General features: G+C 67.3%; 22 protein-coding genes. 7 read left to right on the plus strand and 15 right to left on the minus strand.

Translation table 11 applies throughout. The annotated features are described in order from the left end of the window. Nucleotides 1-3: 3 nt before the first annotated feature. The 3 genes from phaR to phaC form a co-directional block, all read right to left on the minus strand. Nucleotides 4-558 (minus strand): polyhydroxyalkanoate synthesis repressor PhaR, encoded by a 555-nt coding sequence (gene phaR / locus RSP_RS10190; RefSeq protein ID WP_002720544.1) that lies wholly within the window; start codon nt 556-558, stop codon nt 4-6. A gap of 126 nt (nt 559-684) precedes the next feature. After that, nucleotides 685-1,134, minus strand: a complete 450-nt coding sequence (locus tag RSP_RS10195) for a phasin (RefSeq protein WP_002720545.1) — start codon at nt 1,132-1,134, stop codon at nt 685-687. 153 nt (nt 1,135-1,287) lie between these two features. Next, nucleotides 1,288-3,093 (minus strand): class I poly(R)-hydroxyalkanoic acid synthase, encoded by a 1,806-nt coding sequence (gene phaC, locus RSP_RS10200; RefSeq protein ID WP_011338192.1) that lies wholly within the window; start codon nt 3,091-3,093, stop codon nt 1,288-1,290. 101 nt (nt 3,094-3,194) lie between these two features. Between phaC and phaZ the strand changes: the two genes are divergently transcribed. Next, complete coding sequence (gene phaZ / locus RSP_RS10205) at nt 3,195-4,466, plus strand: polyhydroxyalkanoate depolymerase (RefSeq protein ID WP_009565567.1); 1,272 nt, start codon at nt 3,195-3,197, stop codon at nt 4,464-4,466. Nucleotides 4,467-4,533: 67 nt separating this feature from the next. Here phaZ and RSP_RS10210 read toward each other — a convergent pair whose 3' ends face one another. Next, entirely contained in the window at nt 4,534-5,280 is a 747-nt protein-coding gene (locus RSP_RS10210) for an alpha/beta hydrolase (protein WP_017140274.1), read from the minus strand. A 160-nt stretch (nt 5,281-5,440) separates the two neighbouring features. Here RSP_RS10210 and thrS point away from each other — a divergent pair, with 160 nt between their 5' ends. Continuing rightward, nucleotides 5,441-7,381 carry a threonine--tRNA ligase gene (gene thrS / locus RSP_RS10215; protein ID WP_011338194.1) on the plus strand — a complete coding sequence of 647 codons (1,941 nt, stop codon included), beginning with the start codon at nt 5,441-5,443 and terminating at the stop codon, nt 7,379-7,381. 509 nt (nt 7,382-7,890) lie between these two features. Beyond that, the gene (locus RSP_RS10220; RefSeq protein ID WP_002720550.1) at nt 7,891-8,097 is read left to right on the plus strand and encodes a cold-shock protein; all 207 of its coding nucleotides are present in this window, start codon (nt 7,891-7,893) and stop codon (nt 8,095-8,097) included. 60 nt (nt 8,098-8,157) lie between these two features. On the opposite strand, the gene RSP_RS10225 is transcribed toward RSP_RS10220, so the two are convergent. From RSP_RS10225 to thyA, 4 genes are all read right to left on the minus strand, one after another. Continuing rightward, a complete protein-coding gene (locus RSP_RS10225) occupies nt 8,158-8,484 on the minus strand; it encodes an arsenate reductase family protein (protein ID WP_002720551.1) in 327 nt (108 codons plus the stop codon). 66 nt (nt 8,485-8,550) lie between these two features. Next, nucleotides 8,551-8,955 (minus strand): DUF2177 family protein, encoded by a 405-nt coding sequence (locus RSP_RS10230; RefSeq protein WP_011338195.1) that lies wholly within the window; start codon nt 8,953-8,955, stop codon nt 8,551-8,553. A 33-nt stretch (nt 8,956-8,988) separates the two neighbouring features. After that, the gene (locus tag RSP_RS10235; protein ID WP_011338196.1) at nt 8,989-9,468 is read right to left on the minus strand and encodes a dihydrofolate reductase; all 480 of its coding nucleotides are present in this window, start codon (nt 9,466-9,468) and stop codon (nt 8,989-8,991) included. After that, nucleotides 9,468-10,364: a thymidylate synthase gene (gene thyA, locus RSP_RS10240; RefSeq protein WP_011338197.1), complete on the minus strand. Its 897-nt coding sequence runs from the start codon at nt 10,362-10,364 to the stop codon at nt 9,468-9,470. The genes RSP_RS10235 and thyA overlap by 1 nt, the downstream gene beginning before the upstream one ends. 286 nt (nt 10,365-10,650) lie before the next feature. Between thyA and RSP_RS10245 the strand changes: the two genes are divergently transcribed. Beyond that, nucleotides 10,651-11,079, plus strand: a complete 429-nt coding sequence (locus RSP_RS10245) for a VOC family protein (RefSeq protein ID WP_002720555.1) — start codon at nt 10,651-10,653, stop codon at nt 11,077-11,079. Nucleotides 11,080-11,239: 160 nt separating this feature from the next. Here the strand turns inward: RSP_RS10245 and ribD are convergent, their stop codons facing one another. The 6 genes from ribD to RSP_RS10275 form a co-directional block, all read right to left on the minus strand. Next, on the minus strand, nt 11,240-12,310 hold the full coding sequence (gene ribD, locus RSP_RS10250) for a bifunctional diaminohydroxyphosphoribosylaminopyrimidine deaminase/5-amino-6-(5-phosphoribosylamino)uracil reductase RibD (protein WP_011338198.1): 1,071 nt from the start codon (nt 12,308-12,310) through the stop codon (nt 11,240-11,242). Nucleotides 12,311-12,324: 14 nt separating this feature from the next. After that, a complete protein-coding gene (nrdR, locus tag RSP_RS10255) occupies nt 12,325-12,792 on the minus strand; it encodes a transcriptional regulator NrdR (protein ID WP_002720557.1) in 468 nt (155 codons plus the stop codon). A 221-nt stretch (nt 12,793-13,013) separates the two neighbouring features. Further along, complete coding sequence (locus RSP_RS10260; RefSeq protein ID WP_011338199.1) at nt 13,014-13,394, minus strand: hypothetical protein; 381 nt, start codon at nt 13,392-13,394, stop codon at nt 13,014-13,016. 11 nt (nt 13,395-13,405) lie between these two features. Next, the gene (gene rpoD, locus RSP_RS10265; RefSeq protein ID WP_011338200.1) at nt 13,406-15,412 is read right to left on the minus strand and encodes an RNA polymerase sigma factor RpoD; all 2,007 of its coding nucleotides are present in this window, start codon (nt 15,410-15,412) and stop codon (nt 13,406-13,408) included. 104 nt (nt 15,413-15,516) lie between these two features. Then, nucleotides 15,517-17,448, minus strand: coding sequence for a DNA primase (dnaG, locus tag RSP_RS10270; protein WP_011338201.1), 1,932 nt, complete (start codon nt 17,446-17,448; stop codon nt 15,517-15,519). Between the two features lie 122 nt (nt 17,449-17,570). After that, complete coding sequence (locus tag RSP_RS10275; protein WP_011338202.1) at nt 17,571-18,998, minus strand: Glu/Leu/Phe/Val family dehydrogenase; 1,428 nt, start codon at nt 18,996-18,998, stop codon at nt 17,571-17,573. Nucleotides 18,999-19,361: 363 nt separating this feature from the next. Here RSP_RS10275 and RSP_RS10285 point away from each other — a divergent pair, with 363 nt between their 5' ends. The 3 genes from RSP_RS10285 to RSP_RS10295 are packed head-to-tail and all read left to right on the plus strand — an operon-like array spanning nt 19,362 to nt 22,156. Next, nucleotides 19,362-21,062 (plus strand): TadE/TadG family type IV pilus assembly protein, encoded by a 1,701-nt coding sequence (locus RSP_RS10285; RefSeq protein ID WP_011338203.1) that lies wholly within the window; start codon nt 19,362-19,364, stop codon nt 21,060-21,062. Continuing rightward, nucleotides 21,059-21,616 (plus strand): TadE/TadG family type IV pilus assembly protein, encoded by a 558-nt coding sequence (locus RSP_RS10290; RefSeq protein ID WP_011338204.1) that lies wholly within the window; start codon nt 21,059-21,061, stop codon nt 21,614-21,616. Before RSP_RS10285 ends, RSP_RS10290 begins: the two co-directional genes overlap by 4 nt. Nucleotides 21,617-21,619: 3 nt before the next feature. After that, complete coding sequence (locus RSP_RS10295) at nt 21,620-22,156, plus strand: TadE/TadG family type IV pilus assembly protein (protein WP_009565547.1); 537 nt, start codon at nt 21,620-21,622, stop codon at nt 22,154-22,156. Between the two features lie 64 nt (nt 22,157-22,220). On the opposite strand, the gene RSP_RS10300 is transcribed toward RSP_RS10295, so the two are convergent. Next, complete coding sequence (locus tag RSP_RS10300) at nt 22,221-22,811, minus strand: TetR/AcrR family transcriptional regulator (RefSeq protein ID WP_011338205.1); 591 nt, start codon at nt 22,809-22,811, stop codon at nt 22,221-22,223. Nucleotides 22,812-22,859: the final 48 nt, after the last annotated feature.

Raw genomic sequence — 22,859 nt, forward strand, 5'->3', positions numbered from 1 at the left:
CGGTCAGAGCTTCGAGAGCTTCTTCTGAAGCTCGGCCAGCTGCTTGCGGATCTGTGCCAGTTCCTCGGCGCTGCCCGCCTCGGCCGCAGGCTCTTCCTTGGGGGCCACGGTCGCGCCCCAGCCCGGCAGCGCCATCATGGCTTTCAGGAAAGCCTCCTGCTGCTTCCGCATCGCCTCGAAGCCCGGCACGCCCGCCATCGGGCCTATCTGGGTGAAGTTCTCCATCATCTTCGACTGGCCGGTGCGCAGCATCTCGAACGAAGCGGCGAGGAACTGCGGCACGACCGACTGGACCTCGGTCGTGTAGCTGCGGACGAGATCGGTCAGCACGCCCAAGGGCAGCACATTGTCGCCCTTCGACTCATGTTCGGCGATGATCTGGAGGAGATATTGCCGGGTCAGGTCGTCGCCGGACTTCAGATCGATGATCTGCACCTCGCGACCGGCGCGGATGAAGCCCGCGATATCCTCGAGGGTCACATAGTCGCTGGTCTCGGTGTTGTAGAGGCGCCGGCTGGCATAGCGCTTGATCAGCAACGGCTTGTCAGTCTCGGCCATACCCACCCCGTCGGTTTTTCTGCGGCTGCAGAAGAGACTAGGGCACGGTCGATCAAAAAGAAAGGGCGGGCTGACAGCCCGCCCCGCGCATCCGCCCTGGGAGGATATTGGACGCGCGGCCCCGGCTCACTTCGCCGGAGCAGTGGCTTTCTTGGCAGCCGTGGTCACGTCGGTCGTGGCCTTCTTGACGGCGGCGGTCGCGTCGTCCTGCATGTCCTTGCCGGCGGCCAGCATCAGCTCGACCGTTTCCATCTGCACCTTCTTCGCCACTTCGGCGAAGGCGGCGAGGTTCTCGGCGGCCATCTCGGCAGCGGCCGACGCGAAGTCGGTCGCGGCCTTGGTGTATTCGGTCGGCTCGGACTTGGCCTTGGCGAGGTCGCCGAAGCGGGCGATCGTGTCCTTGGCCCATTTCGCGGTGATCTCGGTCGATTTCTCGGCGGCCTCGAGAGTCACTTTCGACATCTTCTCGGCCATCGCAGCCTGGGTCTTGAACGCGTTCTGCATCGCCGACGCGTCCACCGGGAACGCGGCCATCATGTCCTGCATCACTTTGCTGAAGTCGGGGGTCTTGGTCATTGCCTTGTCTCCTGCGAGCGGGCTCATGCCCGGTTATCCTGTGACAAGGATATAAATGCTGCGCCGCAGAAAATCAACCGCTCATTCTGCACCGCAGCATTTTTTCGCACCTGGCCCGAAACGCCTTGCGTTGCGGCCGTCTGGGCTTCGGCTTCAAGCCCCGCCCACCGCCGCCACATAGGATCCGGGCGCCGGCGCGAGCTCGGGATGTTTCGAATCGCCCGGCTGGCGCGCCGGGACCTGCTTGCCCGATCGCTCGGCGAGCCAGGCGCCCCAGCGCGGCCACCAGGAGCCCGCGTGGAACTCGGCCCCCTCCCGGAACGACTCCGGCGTGCCGGCCGGGCCCTCGTTGGTGTAATGGCCGTATTTGTTGCGGCTGGGCGGGTTCACGATGCCCGCCACATGGCCCGATTGAGAGAGAATGAAGGTCTTGTCGGTCGAGCCGAACTGACGGAAGCCGTTGAAGCTGCTTTTCCACGGCGCGATATGGTCGGTCTCGCAGGCGATGGCGCAGACGGGAAGCGTCACATCCTTCAGCCCCACGGGCGAGCCCAGCACCGGGAAGGTGCCGCCCGCCAGCCGGTCCTGCTGGCACAGGCCACGCAGGTATTCGACCGCCATCTGCGCCGGCAGGTTGGTGCCGTCTCCGTTCCAGTAGAGCAGGTCGAAGGCCGGCGGCGCCTCGCCCATCATGTAGCTCTTGATCGCCGGCTGATAGATCAGGTCGTTCGACCGCAGATAGCTGAAGGTGCGCGACATGAAGGTCTTGTCGAGGATCCCGTCCACCGCCACCTGCCGCTCGATCCCGTCGACGAAATCGTCGTTGAGGAACACCCCCACCTCACCCGGGTCCGAAAAGTCGGTGAGCGTGGTGAAGAAGGTGGCCGAGCGTACGGACGGATCGCCCGCCTTCTGCAGGTGCGCCAGCGTCAGCGTGAGCGTGGTGCCCGCGATGCAATAGCCTACCGCGTTGATCTGCTTCTGCCGGGTGATCGAGCGCACCTCGGCCATGGCGCGCATGTAGCCTTCGCGGATGTAGTCGTCCATGCCGATGCCGGCATAGCTCTTGTCGGGGTTCACCCACGAGACGACGAAGACCGTGAAGCCCTGATCCACCAGCCACTTCAGCAGGGAATTCTGCGGCTTGAGGTCGAGGATGTAGAACTTGTTGATCCAGGGCGGAAAGATCAGCAGCGGCGTCTCGTGGACCGTCTCGGTCGTGGGCTTGTACTGGATCAGCTCGAACATGCGGTTGCGGTAGACGACCGACCCTTCGGTGGTGGCGAGGTTCTGCCCCACCTGAAAGGCCTCGGGGTCGGCCAGCGTGACGAGCAGATCGCCGTTGTTGGCCTCGATGTCGCGCACGAGATTCTCCAGCCCCTGCACCAGGCTCTCGCCGTCGGTGGCGATGGCGCGTTCGAGCGCGTCGGGATTGGTGCCGAAGAAGTTCGTGGGCGAGAAAAGATCGACGATCTGGCGCGAGAAATATTCGACCCGCTTCTTGTCGGACGGCTCGATATGCTCCAGCGCCTCGACGGCCTGATTCACCGCCTCGGCGTTCATCAGATACTGCTGCTTGAGATAGTTGAAGAAGGGATGCGTCTGCCAGAGCGGGTTCGAGAAGCGGCGGTCCTTCGGCGTCACGTCCGGCGGCGGCTTCAGCTCGCCCTTCACCAGCTGGTGCTGAGCCTCGACGTAATGTTTCAGGCTCTTGCCCCAGAAACTGATCTGATGCTCGAGGATCTTGGCCGGGTTCTGCATCATCTCGGCCATGTAGGCCGTCATCGCCTTCAGGAAGACGTCGCCCGAGGGCCCGTGCAGCGCGGGGTCCGACAGTTTGCGCTTCGTGAGAGCGGCCGTCAGCCGTTTCGACAGCTCGTCGATGCGGGTGAGATTCGCGTTCAGACGCTCGAACTGAGCGTCACGGCCGGAACCCGGAGACTGCTCTTCGGTTGCCATATTGACTTGTCCCCCCTGTGTATGCTGCCATGCAGCATCGTGCGCCTGCCTCTGGGGGGAGAACTGCAGGAACACAGCGCCTCCACCGGGCAGGGATACCTATGAAATATATGACAACCTATGACGTCATGGAGAGTGCGCGCAACACCAACGAGTGGCTGGGCGCAACCGCAAGGGCAATGGCCTCTTATCCGTTGTTCGCTCTCTCGATGAATCCGATGCTGGCACTGACGGCCGCCTGGGGCGAGGTGACAGAGCGCAGCTTCGCCCGCATGGTCGCCAAGCCCGACTGGGGCATCCGCTCGATCGTGGGCGACGGAGGGCAGGATCACCTGGTCGACGTGCGCACGGTGGTGGAAAAGCCTTTCGGCAATCTGATCCAGTTCTACGTCCGCCGCCGCGAGCCCATGGCGCGCAAGGTGCTGCTGGTGGCCCCGATGTCGGGACATTATGCCACACTGCTGCGCTCGACCGTGCTCAGCCTGCTGCCCGACTGCGACGTCTATGTGACGGACTGGCACAATGCGCGCGACATCCCGGTCTCGGCCGGCAAGTTCGACGTCGAGGATTACACGCTCTACGTCGTCGACTTCATGCGCGCCCTCGGGCCCGAGACGAACGTGATCGCCGTCTGCCAGCCTGCGCCGCTGGTGCTGGCCGCCACGGCCTATCTGGCGGGCGAGGATCCGGCGGCGCAGCCGCGCACCCTCACGCTCATCGGCGGCCCGATCGATCCCGACGCGGCCGCGACTGAGGTCACCGACTTCGGCCGCCGCATCACGATGGGCCAGCTCGAGCAGCTGGCCATCCAGCGCGTGGGCTTCAAATACATGGGCGCCGGACGCCTGGTCTATCCGGGTCTCCTCCAGCTTCAGAGCTTCATCTCCATGAACATGGAGCGCCATTCCAAGGCGTTTCAGGAGCAGATCGTGCGCGTGGCCCGCGGGCAGGCCTCGGACCATGACGCGCACAACCGCTTCTATGACGAATATCTGGCGGTCATGGACATGACGGCGGAATTCTATCTCTCGACGGTCGAGCGCATCTTCAAGAACCGCGAGATCGCGAAGAACGAATTCACCGTGGCGGGCAAGCGGGTGGACATCGGCGCAATCACCGATGTCGCCGTGAAGACGGTCGAGGGCGAGAAGGACGACATCTCGGCCCCCGGCCAGTGCGTCGCCGCGCTGAACCTGCTCACGGGCCTGCCCGCCTCCAAGAAGGCGAGCCACCTCGAGCCCGAGGCGGGCCACTACGGGATCTTCGCCGGCAAGAGCTGGCGGCTCAACATCCGCCCGCTGGTGCTGAGCTTCATCGACGCGAACGCGCCGAAGCCCAAGCCCAAGATCGTGCCCGCCGCCGCGGCCGGCTGATCCGCCTCAAACAAGAAGGGCGCCGCGAGGCGCCCTTTCCCGTTCCGGCAGGGGCTCGGCCTGCGGCTCAGCGCGCCAGCAGCTCCTCGACCGCCTGCTCGATCATCCGCAGGCACTCCGGCGTCGAGAAGCGGTGGTCGGCGCCCTTCACCAGCGTCAGGCGGATGTCGGGCCCCGTCGCATGATCCAGCAGCCGCAGCGCGACCGAGGGCGGCACGTCCACATCCGCCGTCCCCTGCAGCAGACGCACCGGGAAGCCGAGCTCCAGCGGATCGCGCAGCACGAGCCTCCTGCGCCCCTCCTCGATCAGGCGGCGGGTGATGATGTAGGGCTCTTCGGAATAGTCGGACGGCAGGATCACCTGCCCCGCCCGTTGCAACGCCTCGCGCTGCGCCGCGTTGAAGCCGCCCCACATGCTGTCCTCGGTGAAGTCGGGCGCGGCCGCGATGCCGACGAGGCCCGCCACCCGCGCGCCCATCTCGCGGGCAAGGAGCAGCGAGATCCAGCCCCCCATCGAGGATCCGACGAGCAGCAGCGGGCCGGCGAGCAGGCCGCAGACGGCGCGGGCATCCTCGAACCAGTCGCCGATGGACCCGTCGAGGAAGGCGCCCTCCGACTGCCCGTGCCCGGAATAGTCGAAGCGCAGGAAGGCCCGGCCGGTGCGTTCGGCCCACGCCTGCAGATGCAGGGCCTTCGTCCCCTCCATGTCCGACTTGAAACCGCCGCAGAAGACCACCGCGGGCCCTTCCCCGTCGGTCAGACGGTAGGCAATGCGACGGCCCTCGGGCGTCACGAGAAAGCTGGGCTCGGTCATGGGCACCTCCTTTTTCATCGGCTTAGCAAAGCCGCGCCCTCCGGGCCACCTCCGGCACCTGTCGCGCGTTGACTTTCCCGGGTGCGCGGCGCAGAAGCGGGCGGCACATAACCCGCAACCGGGCGCAATCGTAGGCGCCAAACCGACGAGGAGAGCCGCAATGGCCCAGATTTCCCTCACATTTCCGGACGGCAAGGCACGCGAGTTTCCCGCCGGCATCACCCCTGCCGAAGTGGCGGCCTCGATCTCGACCAGCCTCGGGAAAAAGGCGATCTCGGCCAGCGTGGACGGCCGGCATTACGACCTGCAATGGCCCATCGAGACGGATGCCAAGATCGCCATTCACACGATGGCCGACGAGGCGCAGGCGCTCGAACTGATCCGGCACGATCTCGCCCACATCATGGCCCGCGCCGTCCAGGAGCTCTGGCCCGACGTGAAGGTCACCATCGGCCCGGTGGTGGCGAACGGCTGGTATTACGACTTCGACCGCGAGGAAACCTTCACGCCCGAGGATCTCGGCGCCATCGAGAAGCGGATGAAGGAGATCATCAACGCCCGCGAGGCGGTGAAGACCGAGCTCTGGGAGCGCGCCCGCGCCATCGCCTATTACGAAGAGCGCGGCGAGCCCTTCAAGGTCGAGCTGGTGCAGGCCATCCCCGAGGATCAGTCGATCCGCATGTACTGGCACGGCGGCTGGCAGGATCTGTGCCGCGGCCCGCATCTCCAGCACACGGGGCAGGTTCCGGCGGATGCGTTCAAGCTGATGTCGGTGGCCGGCGCCTACTGGCGCGGCGACAGCGCCAACAAGCAGCTTCAGCGCATCTATGGCGTCGCCTTTAAGACCCGCGACGAGCTGAAGGCCTATCTGCACATGCTGGAAGAGGCCGCCAAGCGCGACCACCGCAAGCTCGGCCGCGAGATGGAGCTGTTCCATCTGCAGGAAGAGGCGCCGGGCATGGTGTTCTGGCACCCGAACGGCTGGCAGATCTACCGCACGCTGGAAGATTACATGCGCGGCCGGCTGCGTCAGGCGGGTTACAAGGAGATCCGCACGCCGCAGGTGGTGGACCGCAAGCTCTGGGAGGCCTCGGGCCACTGGGAGGCCTACAAGGAGAACATGTTCATCGTCGAGGTCGAGGAGGAACATGCCAAGGAAAAGCGCATCAACGCGCTGAAGCCGATGAACTGCCCCTGCCATGTTCAGGTCTACAACCAGGGCCTCAAATCCTACCGCGACCTGCCGCTCCGGCTGGCCGAATTCGGCTCGTGCCACCGCTACGAATCGTCAGGGAGCATGCACGGCCTGATGCGGGTGCGCGGCTTCGTGCAGGACGACGCCCACATCTTCTGCACCGAGGACCAGATCGAGAGCGAATGCGCCGCGTTCATCGAACTCTTGTCGAGCGTCTACAAGGACCTCGGCTTCGACAGTTTCGAGATCAAGCTCTCGACCCGCCCCGAGGTCCGCATCGGATCGGACGAGGCCTGGGACAAGGTCGAGACGGCGCTCGAGAATGCGATCAGGAAGGTGGGCGCCGCCTATGAGATCGACCCGGGCGAAGGCGCCTTCTACGGGCCGAAGCTCGACTTCAAGCTGACCGATGCCATCGGGCGCAAATGGCAGTGCGGCACCTTCCAGGTCGACCCGAACCTGCCCACCCGGCTCGGGGCCGAATATATCGGCGAGGACGGCGCCAAGCACCGGCCCTACATGCTGCACCGGGCGATCCTCGGAAGCTTCGAGCGCTTCATCGGCATCCTGATCGAGAACTATGCCGGCAAGCTGCCCTTCTGGCTCGCGCCGCGGCAGGTGGTGGTGGCCTCGATCGTGTCGGACGCCGATCCTTATGTGGCCGAAGTGGTGGCGGCGCTGCGGGCCCGCGGCGTGCGCGCCGAGGCCGATACGCGGAACGAAAAGATCAACTACAAGGTCCGCGAGCACTCCGTGGGCAAGGTTCCGGTGATCCTCGCCATCGGGATGCAGGAGGTCGAGGCGCGCTCGGTGTCCGTGCGGCGCCTCGGCGAGACGCGGACGGAATCGATGGGCCTCGATCAGGTGGTGGACCAGCTGGCCGCGGATGCCCGAATCCCGGGGTGATTCCCGGCCTGTCGGCGGGTTGTCGCTCATCTCCCGCCGACGCCGCCCTGCCCGCGCCGGGCGCGTCCTGCACGCGCCCGGCCCCGCGGTCCGGCCGCTCCCCCGCCGGGCCGGAGGACCTTTTGCCCGCGCGCGGGAGAGTCTGAGATCGGCTCTTGCGGACTCCCGCAATAGGAGTGCATAATCAACCTGTTGGGGTGGAGATACCACTCATACGACGCGTCCATTGGCCCCATGCCATCCGACCGCAGTCGCATTTAACTCGTTCACAATACCCAGCCAGGGTCCGCCCGAAAGCCAGGTTCAGGACATCTGCCCAGCCGCCGGCCGAATGCTGTTCTGCGGCCCTTCTCCTTTGCCGCTTGATTTTCGGCGGCGCTTTGGCATCCTTTCGAGCGTGATAACAGACGTTCTGACGCTTTCCTGTTTCCAGGGCATACGCGGAGAACCTGGATGCACGGCCCGTGGCAATCACGCTGCGGGTGAAGGCTGACGAAGGGAGAGACGGAATGCCGACGGGCACCGTGAAATGGTTCAACAGTACGAAGGGCTTCGGCTTCATCGCCCCCGATGATGGCGGCAAGGACGTTTTCGTCCACATCTCGGCGGTCGAACGTGCCGGCCTGAAGGGACTCAGCGACAACCAGAAGATCGGTTACGAACTGCAGTCCGGCCGCGACGGACGCTCCTCTGCAGGCGATCTGCGGCTGCTGTAAGGCAACCAAGCGCGTGTGACGCAGTGACGACGAGACAGCCTGCCGCCCCGTGGGCTGCTCTCACCCCAGAAGCCGGCGCTGCACGCCCGCATCCCACCCCAGGAACAGCCCTTCCTCCGTACGGATCACCGGACGCTTCATCAGCGTCGGCTGGGCGGCCAGCTGCGCCTCCGGCTCCGAGGCCTTCAGCCAGTCCGACAGGCCGCGCCAGGTGGTCGACTGGCGATTGACGATCGCATCGCCGAATTCGGTGACCAGCTCCGAGATCTCGCTCTCGCTGAGGGGGGCCGCCCGGACGTCCCGGAACTCGACGCTGTGGCCGGCGGCCTCCAGCGCCTTCAGCGCCTTCTTGCAGGTGTCGCAGGTGGAGATGCCGTAAAGGATCATGGAGAGGGTCCGTATCGCGGGGTGCGGGCACAGTGATGCCAGAATCGCGCCGCCGCGCAAGCTCTCTCAGACCGGAGCGATCCAACGTGTGACCGCCACGCCCACCCAGGCCGACGTGCCAGTGAGGACGGTGCCCCAGGCCAGATCCACCACCACCATCGTCGGATGCCAGTCGCGCAGGATCGTGTAGCTCGTGAGCTCGTAGGTCCCGTAGGCCACGGCCCCCAGCACCGCACCGGCCACCAGCGCCTGCATCGGCGCCCCCGCCTTCAGCGCAGGCCAGGAGACCAGCCAGATCAGGCCCGCCAGATAGCCGAGGTAGAACAGAACCGCCGGCCCCATGCGCGGGCTTTCGAGCATCAGCGGCCCGATATGGGCCTCGAACAGGGGCTTCATCACGCGCGACAGCATCAGCGCGTCGAGCCCGGCGAAGACGAGGCCGGTGACGAGGACGAGAAGGACAAGACTCATGCACAACTCCTGGGGATCAAGCGAGCCCCAGTATCAACGCCGGCGCAGGTATTCGTAAAGCACGCAGGCGGGGGCCTCGGAACGAAGCGCGATGCGGGTCGCAAGGTTCCAGTCCTTCGGATCGAACGCGGGGAAGAACGTATCCGCATCCGGCACCTCGAGATCGACCTCGGTCACGAGAAGACGATCCGCAAGCGGCAGATGCTCCGAGAAGACGCGCGCCCCGCCGATGGAATAGATCCGCGCATGTCCCGCCGCTTCCGCCGCGGGAATGGCCGCCTCGAAGGAGGTGAAGAGCGCGTCGCCTTCCAGCGGCTGCGAGGTCACCACGATGTTCATCCGCCGCGGCAGCGGCCGCTTCGGCAAGCTCTCCCAGGTACGCCGCCCCATGATGACCGCCCCGCCCAGCGTCTCGCGCTGGAAGAAGGCCAGATCCTCCGGCGCGGCCCAGGGGATAGTGCCGTCCCGGCCGATCGCCCCGCCCCGCGCCCGTGCCACCACCAGCGTCAGCATCAGACCGCCACCTCCGCCGCGATCGCCGGATGGGGGTCGTAGCCCTCCACCGCGAAATCCTCGATGCGGTAATCGTCGATGCTGTCCGCCCGCCGCAGGAGACGCATCCGGGGCCAGTCCCGCGGCGCCCGGCCCGTCTGCTCGCGCGCCTGATCGAGATGGTTGAGGTAGAGATGCGTGTCGCCCCCCACCCAGACCAGATCGCCCGGCACGAGCCCGGCCTGCTGCGCGATCATGAGTTGCAGAGCCGCGGCCCCCACGAAATTGAACGGCGCCCCGAGCAGAAGGTCGACCGACCGCTGGTAGAGAAGCGCATTCAGCCGCCCGTCCGAAGTCACATGATACTGATAGACCATGTGGCAGGGCGGCAGCGCCATCTGCCCCACCTCCGCCACGTTCCACGCATGAAACAGCATCCGCCGGCTCGACGGATTGGTCCGCAGTGTCTCGATCAGGGCCGCGATCTGGTCGTGCTCGTGCCCGTCGGGCCCGAGCCAGCGCCGCCATTGCTTGCCATAGACGGGCCCGAGCTCGCCCCAGCGCGCGGCGAAAGCCTCATCCTCGAGGACGCGCTGCTCGAACGCGGCCTGAGAGATCTCCTCGCCGCTCTCCCGCCGGTAGGCGGCCAGCGGCCAGTCGCTCCAGATCCGCACATTCTCCTGCAGGAGCGGCCGGATGTTGGTGCCCCCGGTGAGGAACCAGAGCATCTCCTTCACCGCCGTCTTCCAGTAGACGCGTTTGGTGGTCAGGATCGGCACCTGTCCACCGGACAGGTCGAACCGCAGCATCGCCCCGAACAGCGAGAGCGTCCCCACCCCGGTCCGGTCAACCCGCCGGTCGCCCCGCTCCAGCGTCTGGGCCAGAAGGTCGAGATACTGCTGTTCCGGATGTGCCATGCTGCTCCCTCTCCCGCCGCGCGCTTTCACGCTGGCGCAAATATCCCGGGGGTCCGGGGGCAGAGCCCCCGGGGGTTCCTACAGAGTCACGCCGCGCGGGACAATCACTTCCGGCAGCACGAGGCCATTCGGGCGCCTTCCGCGATGACGGCAGCCGAAGGACCCCTCCTCGACCAGCCGACCGCGGGGTTTGCCCCGAAGCGCGCAAGACCATGACGCCGCTGCGACCGTTTCCTTTCCGCCCGCGCGTGCTAGCTTGCGCGCCAAACCAGCTGGAAGGGACAACATGCAGGTCAAATATCTTCACACCATGGTCCGGGTCCTCGACCTCGAGAAGAGCATCGCCTTCTTCCGCCTCCTCGGGCTCGAGGAGACCCGCCGCACGGAGAGCGAGACGGGGCGCTTCACCCTGGTCTTCATGGCCCCGCCGGGCCAGCCGGAATGCCCGGTCGAACTCACCTACAACTGGGACGGCGACGAGGGATTGCCTTCGGACAGCCGCCATTTCGGCCATCTGGCCTATGCGGTCGAGGATATCTACGACATGTGCGCCAGGCTGCAGGCGGCGGGTGTCACGATCAACCGTCCGCCGCGCGACGGCCACATGGCCTTCGTCCGCAGCCCGGACAATATCTCGATCGAACTCCTGCAGATGGGCGACAGCCTGCCTCCGGCCGAGCCCTGGAGCTCGATGCAGAACACCGGCCACTGGTGACGGCCCGCGCAGTTTCCTTGAGGGTCCGTCTTCCCGGCGCGCCGGGAGGTCCGGGGCCGGTCCTGCGGAACCCGCGGGGGGCTTTCCGCCCCCCGCACCCCCCGAGGATATTTGAGCCAGAATGAAGGGGAGGGCTGTGGGCTGGGCTCAGGCGGCTCCGTCAGAGCCTCTGCCAGCGGGCCAGCAGATCCCCCCCCACCGTGTCGAGGGAGGCCAGCCGGTAGGCCGGCGCTTCGGCCAGCCGGGCGAGGCGCAGCGCGCCCATCGCGCCGCGCCCTTCCTCGCCGATGAGCTTGCCCGCGGTGAAGGTGACGAGCTCGTCGCAGAGCCCCGCCCGCACCAGTGCGGCGCCGAGCCGGGCCCCGCCCTCGCAGAAGATCCGGGTGAGACCCTCGGCGGCAAGGCGGCGCAGAACCGCCTCGGCCTCGAGCCCGTCGGGGCCTGCCGGACATTCGAGCAGGATCGCGCCCGAGGCCGCCCAGGCCGCGCGCGCGGCCTCGGGCGCGGCCGGCCCATGGCAGAGCCAGACCGGCACCTGCCGCGCGGTGCGGCCAAGCCGGCTGTCGGGCGCGTGCCGCAGGAGGCTGTCCACCACGATCCGCACCGGCTGGTGTCCGGAGCCAAGATCGCGCACCGAAAGATCCGGGTCGTCCGCGATGGCGGTGCCCACCCCCACCATCACCGCATCGTGGCGCATCCGCATCGCATGAACCGCCCGGCGCGCGAGGCTGCCGGTGATCCAGCGGCTCTCTCCCGAGGCGGTGGCAATGCGCCCGTCGAGCGTGGCCGCGAGCTTCAGCGTGACGAAGGGCAGCCCTTCGGTCACGCGTTTCTGGAAGCCCGCATGGGCCGTGCGCGCCTCGGCCTCGAGCACCCGTTCGGTGACGGCGATGCCGGCCTCCCGCAGCATCGCATGACCCCGTCCCGAGACACGGGGATCCGGGTCTCCCGTGGCGGTCACCACCCGGGCGAGACCGGCCGCGATCAGCGCCTCGGCGCAGGGCGGCGTTCGGCCATGGTGCGAGCAGGGTTCGAGCGTGACATAGGCGGTGGCGCCCAGCGCCGCCGCGCCGGCCTGGGCCAGCGCCACCGGCTCGGCATGGGGACGCCCGCCGGGGCAAGTCCAGCCGCGGCCCACCACGCGGCCAGCCTTCACGATGACACAGCCCACCGCCGGGTTGGGCCAGGTCCGCCCGAGCCCGCGCGCGCCCAGCCGGAGCGCGTGGGCCATGTGATCCGCGTCGGTCACTCTTCCGCGGGGGCCGACGGGCGCAGCTCGGAGACGAACTTGTCGAAGTCGTCCGCTGCCTGGAAGTTCTTGTAGACGCTCGCGAAGCGGACGTAGGCCACCGTGTCGATCCGCGCGAGGCTCTCCATCACGATCTCGCCGATCACCTTCGAGGGGATGTCGGTGTCGCCGAGGCTCTCCAGCCGCCGGACGATGCCCGAGATCATCTGGTCGATCCGCTCCGGCTCGATCGGCCGTTTCTGCATGGCGATGCGGATCGAGCGTTCGAGCTTCGTGCGGTCGAAATCCTCGCGCTTGCCCGAGGATTTGATCACGACGAGATCGCGCAGCTGCACCCGCTCGTAGGTGGTGAACCGGCCCCCGCAGGCCGGGCAGAACCGGCGGCGGCGGATCGAGACATGATCCTCGGCCGGGCGGCTGTCTTTCACTTGAGTATCGATATTTCCGCAGAACGGGCAGCGCATCGCGTCTCCCTCCCTCACGCCTCAGGTCGGGGACGCGGCCCGCCGATCTACAGATCCGGGGTGCCCCTCTCGTTATCCACAAGACCATAGCCAGAGGCCGATGGGTTGCACAGCGGAAATCGAGGGACCCCAGATGAGGGGTCGTTTCTGTGGCGCGCGAGACTCAGGCGGACCCGGGGCGGTGTCGCAACCGGGGCCGCAGCTTCGAGGCGATGGCCCGATCAGTCGTGGATCGGCGGGTCCTTGCGGCACAGCGCGCGCGCATGGATGGCGCTCAGCGAGGCATCCTTGGAGCCGAGGATGAAGAGGCCGGTCTTGCTGGCCGCGCCTTGCGGCGAGAGGCCGAAGCGCACGCCCTGGCCCTGCCGCCGCGGCGGTTCGCTCAGGCGCCAGATCCGCGTGGTCGGCACGAGCCCCTGCGCCATCACATAGTCGCCCGCCGCGCACCAGCTTTCGCCCGGACCCTGCCCCGGGCTGCCCACGACGAGGAAGGTGCCGTCGGCCTCAGGCCGCACGACCTCGCCGTTTCGGGCAATATAGGCCGCGGCCGGACCGGCGAAGGTCGCGGCGGCGAGGGCGGCAAATGCGAGAGCGCGGATCATGGCGCCGGTCCTTACTGATCGAGGAAACTCCGCAGCTTGCGGCTGCGGCTGGGATGCTTGAGCTTGCGCAGCGCCTTGGCTTCGATCTGGCGGATGCGCTCGCGCGTCACCGAGAACTGCTGGCCCACCTCTTCGAGCGTATGGTCGGTGTTCATGCCGATGCCGAACCGCATCCGCAGAACCCGCTCCTCGCGCGGGGTGAGGCTGGCCAGGACCCGGGTGGTCGTCTCCTTCAGGTTCTCCTGAATGGCGGAATCGAGCGGCAGGATCGCGTTCTTGTCCTCGATGAAATCGCCGAGCTGGCTGTCTTCCTCGTCCCCGATGGGCGTCTCGAGCGAGATCGGCTCCTTGGCGATCTTCATCACCTTGCGGACCTTCTCGAGCGGCATCTGCAGCTTTTCGGCCAGCTCCTCGGGCGTGGGCTCGCGGCCGATCTCGTGCAGCATCTGCCGCCCCGTCCGCACCAGCTTGTTGATCGTCTCGATCATGTGGACCGGGATGCGGATCGTGCGGGCCTGGTCGGCGATGGAGCGCGTGATGGCCTGTCGGATCCACCAGGTCGCATAGGTCGAGAACTTGTAGCCGCGCCGGTATTCGAACTTGTCCACCGCCTTCATCAGGCCGATGTTGCCCTCCTGGATCAGATCGAGGAACTGCAGCCCGCGGTTGGTGTATTTCTTGGCGATCGAGATCACGAGACGCAGGTTCGCCTCGACCATCTCCTTCTTGGCCTGACGGGCTTCCTTCTCACCCTTCTGGACCTGGTTCACGATGCGGCGGAACTCGGAGATATCCACGCCGACATACTGGCCGACCTGCGCCATCTCGCCCCGCAGATCCTCGACCCGGTCGCGGCTCTTCTCCATCAGGGTCTGCCAGCCGCGGCCCGACTTCGCGGCCATCCGCTCGGCCCACATCGGGTCGAGCTCGTAGCCCTGATATTCGTCGATGAACTCGCGCCGGTTGATGCGGGCCGCATCGGCCAGCTTCACCATGGCCGAGTTGATCGACATGATCTTGCGGTTGATGCCGTAGAGCTGGTCGATCAGCGCCTCGATCCGGTTGTTGTGCAGATGAAGCTCGTTCACCAGAAGCACGATCTCGGAGCGCAGCTTCTGATAGGCGGCCTCGTCCTCGGTCGTGAAGCGGATATGATCGTTCAGCGTGGCCGACATGCGCCGGTTCTGCATCTCGGCCAGCTTGCCGTAGTCGCGCGCGATCAGCTCGAGCGTCTCGAGCACGCGCGGCTTCAGCGCCGCTTCCATCGCGGCGAGCGACATGGCCGAGGCCTCGTCGTCCTCGTCCTCTTCCTCGGCGCGGCTGATCGGGTTGCCGTCGGCATCGAGTTCGGGCTCGGACGAGGTCGACCGGCGCGGGGCCGGCGCGGGCGCCGCGGCCACCTCGACCTCGTCGATCTCCGGCCCGTCGATCTCGTCGTCGCCATCGCCGTCGAGCGAGCGGCCGAAGGTCGCCTCGAGGTCGATCACGTCGCGCAGCAGGATGTCTTCGGACAGAAGCTCGTCGCGCCAGATCGTGATGGCCTGAAAGGTCAGCGGGCTCTCGCAGAGACCCGCGATCATCGTGTTGCGGCCGGCCTCGATGCGCTTGGCGATGGCGATCTCGCCCTCGCGGCTCAGAAGCTCCACCGAGCCCATCTCGCGCAGATACATGCGCACCGGATCGTCGGTGCGGTCGAGCGTCTCGCCCTGCGTTCCCGCCACGGCGATCTCGCGCGACCCCGAGCCCTGCTCGACGAGCTCGCCCGCGGGCTCGCCCTCCTCCGCCTCCTCGTTCTCGATGACGTTGATGCCCATCTCCGAGAGCATGGCCATCACGTCCTCGATCTGCTCGGACGAGACCTGGTCCTGCGGCAGAACCGTGTTGAGCTGATCGTAGGTGATATAGCCGCGCTCGCGCGCCTCCGCGATCATCCGTTTGACGGCGGCCTGGCTCATGTCCAGCGAGGTTTCGGCGTCCTGATCCTCGGGTTTGCCGTCGTCAGTGTCTTTGACTGCCATGGATGCTCCTCAGAAGCGCGGAGGGTGGTCTTGCCGAAGCGAAGGTCGAATCGTCGGGACGATATAGCGAATCAATAGCTCGAATCACAGGAGGGGGAAGCGCCTCAGCCCCTTTTCTTTACCCAGATCTGGCGATCGATCATCTCCTGCAGCGATCTCGACAGGGCGGCCCGGTCTTCGCCAAGGTCGGACGAGTCGTCAAGACGGGCCCGTTCGGCACGATGCCGCGCCTCCGCCGCCTGCGACAGGCGCCACGTCAGCCCCTCGTCCACGAGACCCGCCAGATCCTCGACCGCCTCCTCGATTTCCTGCCGTGCGCCGCGCCGGGCCTCGAGCTTCGCGAGCTCCTCGGCCAGGCACATGCGCGCCATCTCGAGATCCCCGGGGTGGCGCACCGACGGGCAGATGCGAACATGGGTCAGCGCCAGCAGCCTTTCAAGGGCCGGGCCCGCCTCGGCACGGATCGCACCCCGCGCCGTGTCGGCCTCGGCCATGCCGGCGGCGGCAAGGAGCACCCGGTGCAGCGCCCGATGATCGGGATCGGACAGCTCCAGCGCCTCGAGCGCCGTCTCGAACTCGTGGATCAGCGTCGGATGCAGTGCGCAGGTGGCGAGAATCACGCCGAGCCGCATCTCCTCCTCGATCCGCTCGCCGGCGGCCGTGGCCAGAAGCGAGGCGCGCGTCGAAGGATGGGGCGCCACCGCCAGGGGCTCGCGTTTGCCGCCGCGGTGGAAGGCGCGCCGCGGCACAGAGGTGCCGAAGATCTCCATCCGGAGCCGGTTCAGCTCGTCGCCGTAGTGGCGCCGGATGCTCGGATCGGCGATCCGCTGCACCGCCGCGCGCAGCCGCTTGTCGAGCGCCGCACGCCGCTCGGGGCTGTCGAAGACATGGCCCTCGGTCTCGCGCCGCCACAGAAGCCCGACCATCGGCTGCGCGGCCTCGAGCACGCGCCCCATGGCGGAAGCCCCCTCGGCGCGGATCAGATCGTCGGGATCGAGCCCCGGCGGCAGCACCGCAAAGCGCAGCCCCTGCCCCGCCTCGAGAAGCGGCAGCGCCAGATCCACCACCCGCAGCGCCGCCCGGATGCCCGCCGCATCCCCGTCGAGCGCGATCACCGGCTCGGGATGGATGCGCCACATCAGCCGCAGCTGGTCCTCGGTGATGGCGGTGCCGAGCGGGGCCACCGTGGCCCGGAACCCCGCCTCCGAGAGCGCGATCACATCCATGTAGCCTTCGGCCACCACGAGCGGCTGGCCCTTGCCCGCCGCCTCGCGCGCCGGCCCCGCATTGTAGAGGTTGCGCCCCTTGTCGAAGAGCGGCGTCTCGGGCCCGTTGAGATATTTCGCCCGCGCCGCCGGATCCATCGCCCGGCCGCCGAGGCTGATCGCCCGCCCCCGCGCATCGCGGATCGGAAAGATGATACGGCCGCGGAACCGGTCATAGGGCGCGCCGCCATCCTCGGGGCGCGCGCAGAGCCCGGCCTCGACCAGCAGATCCGGCGCGATCCCCTTGCCGGTCAGCGCCTGAAACAGCGCCTGCCGTCCGTCCGGCGCGAAGCCGATGCCGAAGCGCTCCTGCCCCTCCTCGGACAGCCGGCGCCGTGCGAGATAGTCGCGCGCGGCCGATGCCGCCCCGGTGCGCAATTGCAGGCGGTAGAACTTCACCGCCTCCTCCATCACCTCGGCAAGCTGGCTCCGCCGGTCGGCCTTCTCGGCCGCCCGCGGATCGCGGGCCGGCATCGCCATCCCCGCCTCGCGCGCGAGGATCTCGACCGCCTCCATGAAGCCCACATTCTCGGTGTCCTTCACGAAGGCGATGGCATCGCCCTTCGCATGGCAGCCGAAGCAGTAATAGAAGCCCTTGCGATCGTCGACGTGAAAGCTCGCCGACTTCTCCTGATGGAAGGGACACGGCGCCCAGAAGTCGCCCTTGCCCTGGTTCGACTTGCGCAGATCCCACGTCACCTTGCGCCCGACCACCTGCGAGAGCGGGACGCGATTGCGCAGTTCGTCGAGGAATCCGGGTGGCAGGCTCATGGTCCGGTTATCGTGCCCCCCGGCACCTCTGTCCAGCGGCCTCCGCCGCCCACGACCCCCGCCCTCTTTTCATTCTGGCCCAAATATCCCGGGGGTGTGGGGGCAGCGCCCCCACTCCTGCCTCAGAGCCCCTTCGAGCGGTAGGTGGCCGCCACCCGGCGGATCGCCACGATATAGGCCGCCACGCGCAGATCCTGCGCGCCTTCCGCCCCGTGCCAGACCTCGCGCATCGACTGATAGGCGATGCGCATCGTGTCATCGAGGCCCGAGCGCACCAGCGCCAGCTCGTCCGACCCCTGCATGAACTTCTGCTTGAAGTCGGGCGCGAGCTGCCAGCCCAGCCCCTGATCCGCCGAAAGCCGCTCGAGCTCCTCGACCAGCGCGCGCGAGCGCGCCTCCTCGGCCCGCCGCTGCATCCGGCCGAAGCGGATGTGGCTGAGGTTCTTCACCCATTCGAAATAGGAGACCGTGACGCCGCCCGCATTGGCATAGAGATCGGGCACGATGACCGTCCCCTTCTGGCGCAGGATCTCGTCCGCGCCGAAGGTGATCGGGCCGTTCGCCGCCTCGATGATGAGCGGCGCCTTGATCCGCGCCGCATTCTCCCGGGTGATGACACCCTCCATCGCGGCGGGGATGAGAATGTCGCACTCCTCTTCGAGCAGCTTGCGCCCGTCCTCGACGAAGTCGGCCTGCGAGAAGCCGCGGATCGAGCCGGTCTTCATCATCCAGTGGCGCAGCTCCTCGACCGGGATCCCGGCCGGATTGACCAGCGCCCCGTCGCGCTCGATCACGCCCGTGACCTTGGCGCCATCCTCCTCGGTCAGGAACTTCGCCGCGTGATAGCCCACATTGCCCAGGCCCTGCACGATGATCCGCTTGCCGTCGAGATCGCCCGAGAGCCCCGCGCGCGCCTTGTCCTCGGCATGGCGGAAGAATTCGCGCAGCGCAAACTGCACGCCGCGCCCCGTGGCCTCGACCCGGCCGTGGATGCCGCCCGCATTGATCGGCTTGCCGGTCACGCAGGCGCGCGCGTTGATGTCGGCCGTGTTCATTCGCGCATATTGGTCGGCGATCCAGGCCATCTCGCGCTCGCCCGTGCCCATGTCGGGGGCGGGCACGTTCTGCGCCGGATGGATCAGGTCGCGCTTGGCCAGCTCGTAGGCGAAGCGCCGGGTGATCTGCTCCAGCTCATGCTCGTCCCATTCGCGCGGATCGATGCAGAGCCCGCCCTTCGAACCGCCGAAGGGCGTCTCGACCAGCGCGCATTTGTAGGTCATGAGCGCAGCCAGCGCCTCGACCTCGTCCTGGCTCACCGACAGGGCATAGCGGATCCCGCCCTTCACCGGCTCCATATGTTCGGAATGGACCGAGCGGTAGCCGGTGAAGGTGAAGATCTTGCCCCGCAGCCGCACCCCGAAGCGCACGGTATAGGTGGAGTTGCAGACCCGGATCTTCTCCTCGAGGCCCGGCGAGAGGTCCATCAGCGCCACGGCGCGGTTGAACATCAGATCGACGGATTCGCGGAAACTGGGTTCTGCGGCTTGCATGTCAGGCCTCCTCCTCGAGACGAGGCGCGGATTGCGCCCCCGGAGGAGAAGCTAGACCGCCCGCGCGGGATTTGCACCCGCTGCCGTCACGTCGGCGAAAAGCGGCGGCCCGGCGCGCCAGCCGCCGCCGCTCCGCGCGGAGGGGACAGACCGCGCCTTCGCCGTTCCGCGCGGACGGTCCTCCCGTCTCCGGACCGCGGGAACGGCCCTTTCCGTCCGCCGCGTCTCGGGGCGCAAGACGCCGCGCCAGGGCGCATGACAGGCCATAATTCCGCCCCAACCCTCCCTCAAAATGACGCCCGGACCATGATTTGGAGGTGACGCGCGGGCCCCTTCCCCCCCGCGCGGCCAAGGATATTCTGCATGACCCGACATGACCGATCTTCCGGTCCGTCCGCCCTCCGCCGGTTCGGCCGGAGCGAGGACGGCTCGATCCTGATCTTCGGGATCTTCATGCTGATCCTGATGCTGATGATCGGCGGCCTCGCCGTCGATGTCATGCGCTTCGAGTTCCAGCGCGCGCGCCTGCAGGGCACGCTCGACCGCGCGGTTCTGGCGGCGGCCAGCCTCACGCAGAGCCGCTCGCCCGCCGAGGTGGTGCGCGACTATGTGACCAAGGCGGGCCTCGCGGACTATCTCGACGAGCCGGTGGTGAATGCCAACACGCTCAATGTCCGCAGCGTGACCGCGACCGCCGCCTATTCCATGCCCACCGTCTTCATGAAGCTTCTGGACATCGACAGGCTCGAGGCCCCCGCCGTCAGCACCGCCGAAGAGCGCGTCTCCAACGTCGAGATCTCGCTCGTGCTCGACATGTCGAACTCGATGGTGACCGACGGCACCAACCCGCGCGACCGGCTGGACAATCTGAAGGTCGCCGCCAGGGATTTCATCGACATCGTGATGGCGGGGGCCAATTCCGGCCTCGACGGCGCGCCCGTCATATCGGTCTCGATCGTGCCCTATACCGGACAGGTCAATGCGGGCGCGGACCTGCTCTCGACCTATCCCAACGTCTCCCATCGCCAGCCCTACTCCAGCTGCGTGGAGTTCGCGGCGAGCGACTTCACCACGACGGCGCTGGCCAACGGCGCCCCCCTCACCGGCTCGGGCAACAGCGAGCTCTTCTCCAGCTCCTCCTCGACGCAGGCGCCCACCTACTACTGGTGCCCCGAAGAGACCGCGGCCGGCAACCCGACCGTCACGCCCTTCTCGCACGATCCCGAGGCGCTGAAGCTCGCCATCGACAGGCTGAGCGGCGAGGGCTCGACGGCCATCGACACGGGGATGAAATGGGGCGTCACGCTGCTCGATCCCTCGACCCAGCCCTCGGTCGCGGCGCTGATCGAGGACGGCAAGGTGAACGGGGCCTTCGCGGGCCGCCCCCTCGCCTACCAGAGCGGCAATGTGATGAAGGTCGTCGTGCTGATGACCGACGGCCAGCACGTCAACCAGGAACCGCGGCTGTCGAATGCGGTGAAGACCGGCGACTCCGACATCTGGGCCACCGGCTCCGCCACCGACACCAACCGCTCGTGGTCCGTCCGGCTCTCGAACGGAACCTACTACTGGAAGCGCGACGGCACCGGCGGACATTCCGGCCCCGACACGACCATCGTCACCCGGAGCTGCACCGTCGAGCAGGTCTGCACGCGCACGCGCAACGGATCTTGCACGCGGTGGCAGGATCAGCAGGTCTGCACCGATACGCCCTCGACCGTCACGGCCCACCGGCTGAGCTACCCCGACCTCTGGCATCAGGCGCGCGTGGGCTGGGTGTCGGGCCTCTATTCCAGTGCAGGCGTCAGCGGCAGATATTCCTCGTGGGTCTCGACGCTGGATCCGACCGTCAAGAACGAGCGGACCAGGCAGATCTGCGACGCCGCGCGCGCCCAGGGCATCACGGTCTATTCCGTCGCCTTCGAGGCCGAGGCCGGCGGTCAGGCGCTGCTGCAATATTGCGCGAGCACGACCGGCCATTACTACGCGACCGTCGGACCGCAGATCCGCACCGTCTTCCACTCCATCGCAAGCCACATCACCCAGCTGAGGCTGACGCAATGATCCGCTCTTTGCTGGATCGTCTCCGCCTGCGCCTCGCCTGCGAGAGCGGCAGCGCCACCGTGGAATTCGTGATCGCCGTCCCGGTGATCCTCTCAGTCGTCTTCTCGGGCTTCGAAAGCGGGATGCTGCTGTCGCGCAAGGTGCTGCTCGACCGCGCCCTCGACATGACCGTGCGCGAGCTGCGGCTGTCGCAGATCGAGAATCCGACCCCGGACCTCGTCAGGGAACATATCTGCGCCCGCAACACCTGGGTGAAGGACTGCCTGAACGTGCTGCGGCTCGAACTGGCCCCCATCGCCACCACGGGCACCTGGGCGCTGCCGACCGCGGCCCCCGAGTGCATCAACCGCGCCGCCGAGATCAATCCGCCCGACGCCTTCACGCTCGGCGCCGAGAACGAGCTGATGCTGGTGCGCGTCTGCGTGGTGGTCGATCCGCTGTTCCCGCGCCTGGGCCTCGGGCTCTACCTGCCCAAGGACCCGTCGGGCGGCGTCCGCCTCATCTCGACCTCGGCCTTCGTGAACGAGCCGCGGCGCACGAACCCGGAGAGCTGAGCCATGCGCCGCCCCCTTCTGCGCGCCTTCTGGTCCGACCGCCGCGGCAGCGCCACCGTCGAGATGGTGCTGGTGCTGCCCCTGCTGGTCTGGGCCTATCTCGGGATCTATGTCTTCTTCGACGCCTTTGCGAAGATCACCGTCTCGTCCAAGGCCACCTACACGATCTCGGACATGCTCTCGCGCCAGCGCAGCTCGGTCGACGGGACCTTCCTCGCCAATGCCCATGGCCTGTTCGACTGGCTCACCGGCGCGCGGGCGACCTCCATCCGCGTGAGCAGCATCACCTGGGACGAGACGAGCCAGAGCTACGAGGTGCAATGGTCCTTCGCCGAAGGGGGCCCCGACATCCAGACGAACGCCACCATCGGGGACTATGAGGACCGGATCCCGGTGCTGCCCGAGGGCGATTACCTCATCCTGGTCGAGACCTGGATGGATTACACGCCGCTCTTCCTCCAGTTCCTCGACCCGTTCACCTTCACCGAATTCACCGTGACCCGGCCGCGCTTCATGCCGAAGCTCGACTTCACCGGCTGACCGCGGGGCAGAGGGAAAGCCCCGGCCCTCGCCCGCCGAGCCGGACCCCTCGACGGCTCGGCGCTCACCGGGCCGAGGCGGTCTTCAGCACCATCTCGGCATACTGGTCGGCCACCTCGTCGCGCCCCATCGGCCCCATGTCGCGAAACCAGTGCGTGACGCCCGTCAGCATGGCGATGATGGCCCGCGTGGCGAGGCGGAGATCGGGCAGAGCGAACACCCCCACCGCCGTGCCGGCCCTGAGGATCGCCTCAAGACGCTCCTCATAGCGCCGCCGCAGGCCCTCGATGACGGCGAAATTCTCGGGGCTCAGGTTCCGAAGCTCCATATAGGCGATGAAGACGGCCTCGGGCCGGTCGATGTGATAGCCGATGTGGAACCGCGCGAACTGCGCCAGCGCCGCGCGCGGGTCGCAGGGTTCGGGCAGCGCCTCGCAGGCGGCGAGCAGCTCCTCCATATGGAGCCGCATCAGGTCGAAGAGCAGCGTCTGCTTGTCGGGCGTATAGAGATAGAGCGCGCCCGCCTGCACCCCCACCTCGGCCGCGATCTGGCGCATCGAGACGGCGGCATAGCCGTGCCGGGCGATCAGCCGCTGGGCCGCCGCCCGGACCCGCGGGCCCGTCGTCTCCGCATGAGATCCTGCCGTTCGCGCCATGGCCGCAGGATTATCTGAACGCCGGTTCAATTCAAGCACCCTCCGAGC

The sequence above is a fragment of the Cereibacter sphaeroides 2.4.1 genome (assembly GCF_000012905.2).
Taxonomy (GTDB): Bacteria; Pseudomonadota; Alphaproteobacteria; order Rhodobacterales; family Rhodobacteraceae; genus Cereibacter_A; species Cereibacter_A sphaeroides.

Bases quoted from the DNA above. Each gene is read 5' to 3' on its own strand.
- phaR (WP_002720544.1), bottom strand. From the start codon at position 558: ATGGCCGAGACTGACAAGCCGTTGCTGATCAAGCGCTATGCCAGCCGG.
- RSP_RS10195 (WP_002720545.1), bottom strand. From the start codon at position 1,134: ATGACCAAGACCCCCGACTTCAGCAAAGTGATGCAGGACATGATGGCC.
- phaC (WP_011338192.1), bottom strand. From the start codon at position 3,093: ATGGCAACCGAAGAGCAGTCTCCGGGTTCCGGCCGTGACGCTCAGTTC.
- phaZ (WP_009565567.1), top strand. From the start codon at position 3,195: ATGAAATATATGACAACCTATGACGTCATGGAGAGTGCGCGCAACACC.
- RSP_RS10210 (WP_017140274.1), bottom strand. From the start codon at position 5,280: ATGACCGAGCCCAGCTTTCTCGTGACGCCCGAGGGCCGTCGCATTGCC.
- thrS (WP_011338194.1), top strand. From the start codon at position 5,441: ATGGCCCAGATTTCCCTCACATTTCCGGACGGCAAGGCACGCGAGTTT.
- RSP_RS10220 (WP_002720550.1), top strand. From the start codon at position 7,891: ATGCCGACGGGCACCGTGAAATGGTTCAACAGTACGAAGGGCTTCGGC.
- RSP_RS10225 (WP_002720551.1), bottom strand. From the start codon at position 8,484: ATGATCCTTTACGGCATCTCCACCTGCGACACCTGCAAGAAGGCGCTG.
- RSP_RS10230 (WP_011338195.1), bottom strand. From the start codon at position 8,955: ATGAGTCTTGTCCTTCTCGTCCTCGTCACCGGCCTCGTCTTCGCCGGG.
- RSP_RS10235 (WP_011338196.1), bottom strand. From the start codon at position 9,468: ATGCTGACGCTGGTGGTGGCACGGGCGCGGGGCGGGGCGATCGGCCGG.
- thyA (WP_011338197.1), bottom strand. From the start codon at position 10,364: ATGGCACATCCGGAACAGCAGTATCTCGACCTTCTGGCCCAGACGCTG.
- RSP_RS10245 (WP_002720555.1), top strand. From the start codon at position 10,651: ATGCAGGTCAAATATCTTCACACCATGGTCCGGGTCCTCGACCTCGAG.
- ribD (WP_011338198.1), bottom strand. From the start codon at position 12,310: ATGGCCCACGCGCTCCGGCTGGGCGCGCGCGGGCTCGGGCGGACCTGG.
- nrdR (WP_002720557.1), bottom strand. From the start codon at position 12,792: ATGCGCTGCCCGTTCTGCGGAAATATCGATACTCAAGTGAAAGACAGC.
- RSP_RS10260 (WP_011338199.1), bottom strand. From the start codon at position 13,394: ATGATCCGCGCTCTCGCATTTGCCGCCCTCGCCGCCGCGACCTTCGCC.
- rpoD (WP_011338200.1), bottom strand. From the start codon at position 15,412: ATGGCAGTCAAAGACACTGACGACGGCAAACCCGAGGATCAGGACGCC.
- dnaG (WP_011338201.1), bottom strand. From the start codon at position 17,448: ATGAGCCTGCCACCCGGATTCCTCGACGAACTGCGCAATCGCGTCCCG.
- RSP_RS10275 (WP_011338202.1), bottom strand. From the start codon at position 18,998: ATGCAAGCCGCAGAACCCAGTTTCCGCGAATCCGTCGATCTGATGTTC.
- RSP_RS10285 (WP_011338203.1), top strand. From the start codon at position 19,362: ATGACCCGACATGACCGATCTTCCGGTCCGTCCGCCCTCCGCCGGTTC.
- RSP_RS10290 (WP_011338204.1), top strand. From the start codon at position 21,059: ATGATCCGCTCTTTGCTGGATCGTCTCCGCCTGCGCCTCGCCTGCGAG.
- RSP_RS10295 (WP_009565547.1), top strand. From the start codon at position 21,620: ATGCGCCGCCCCCTTCTGCGCGCCTTCTGGTCCGACCGCCGCGGCAGC.
- RSP_RS10300 (WP_011338205.1), bottom strand. From the start codon at position 22,811: ATGGCGCGAACGGCAGGATCTCATGCGGAGACGACGGGCCCGCGGGTC.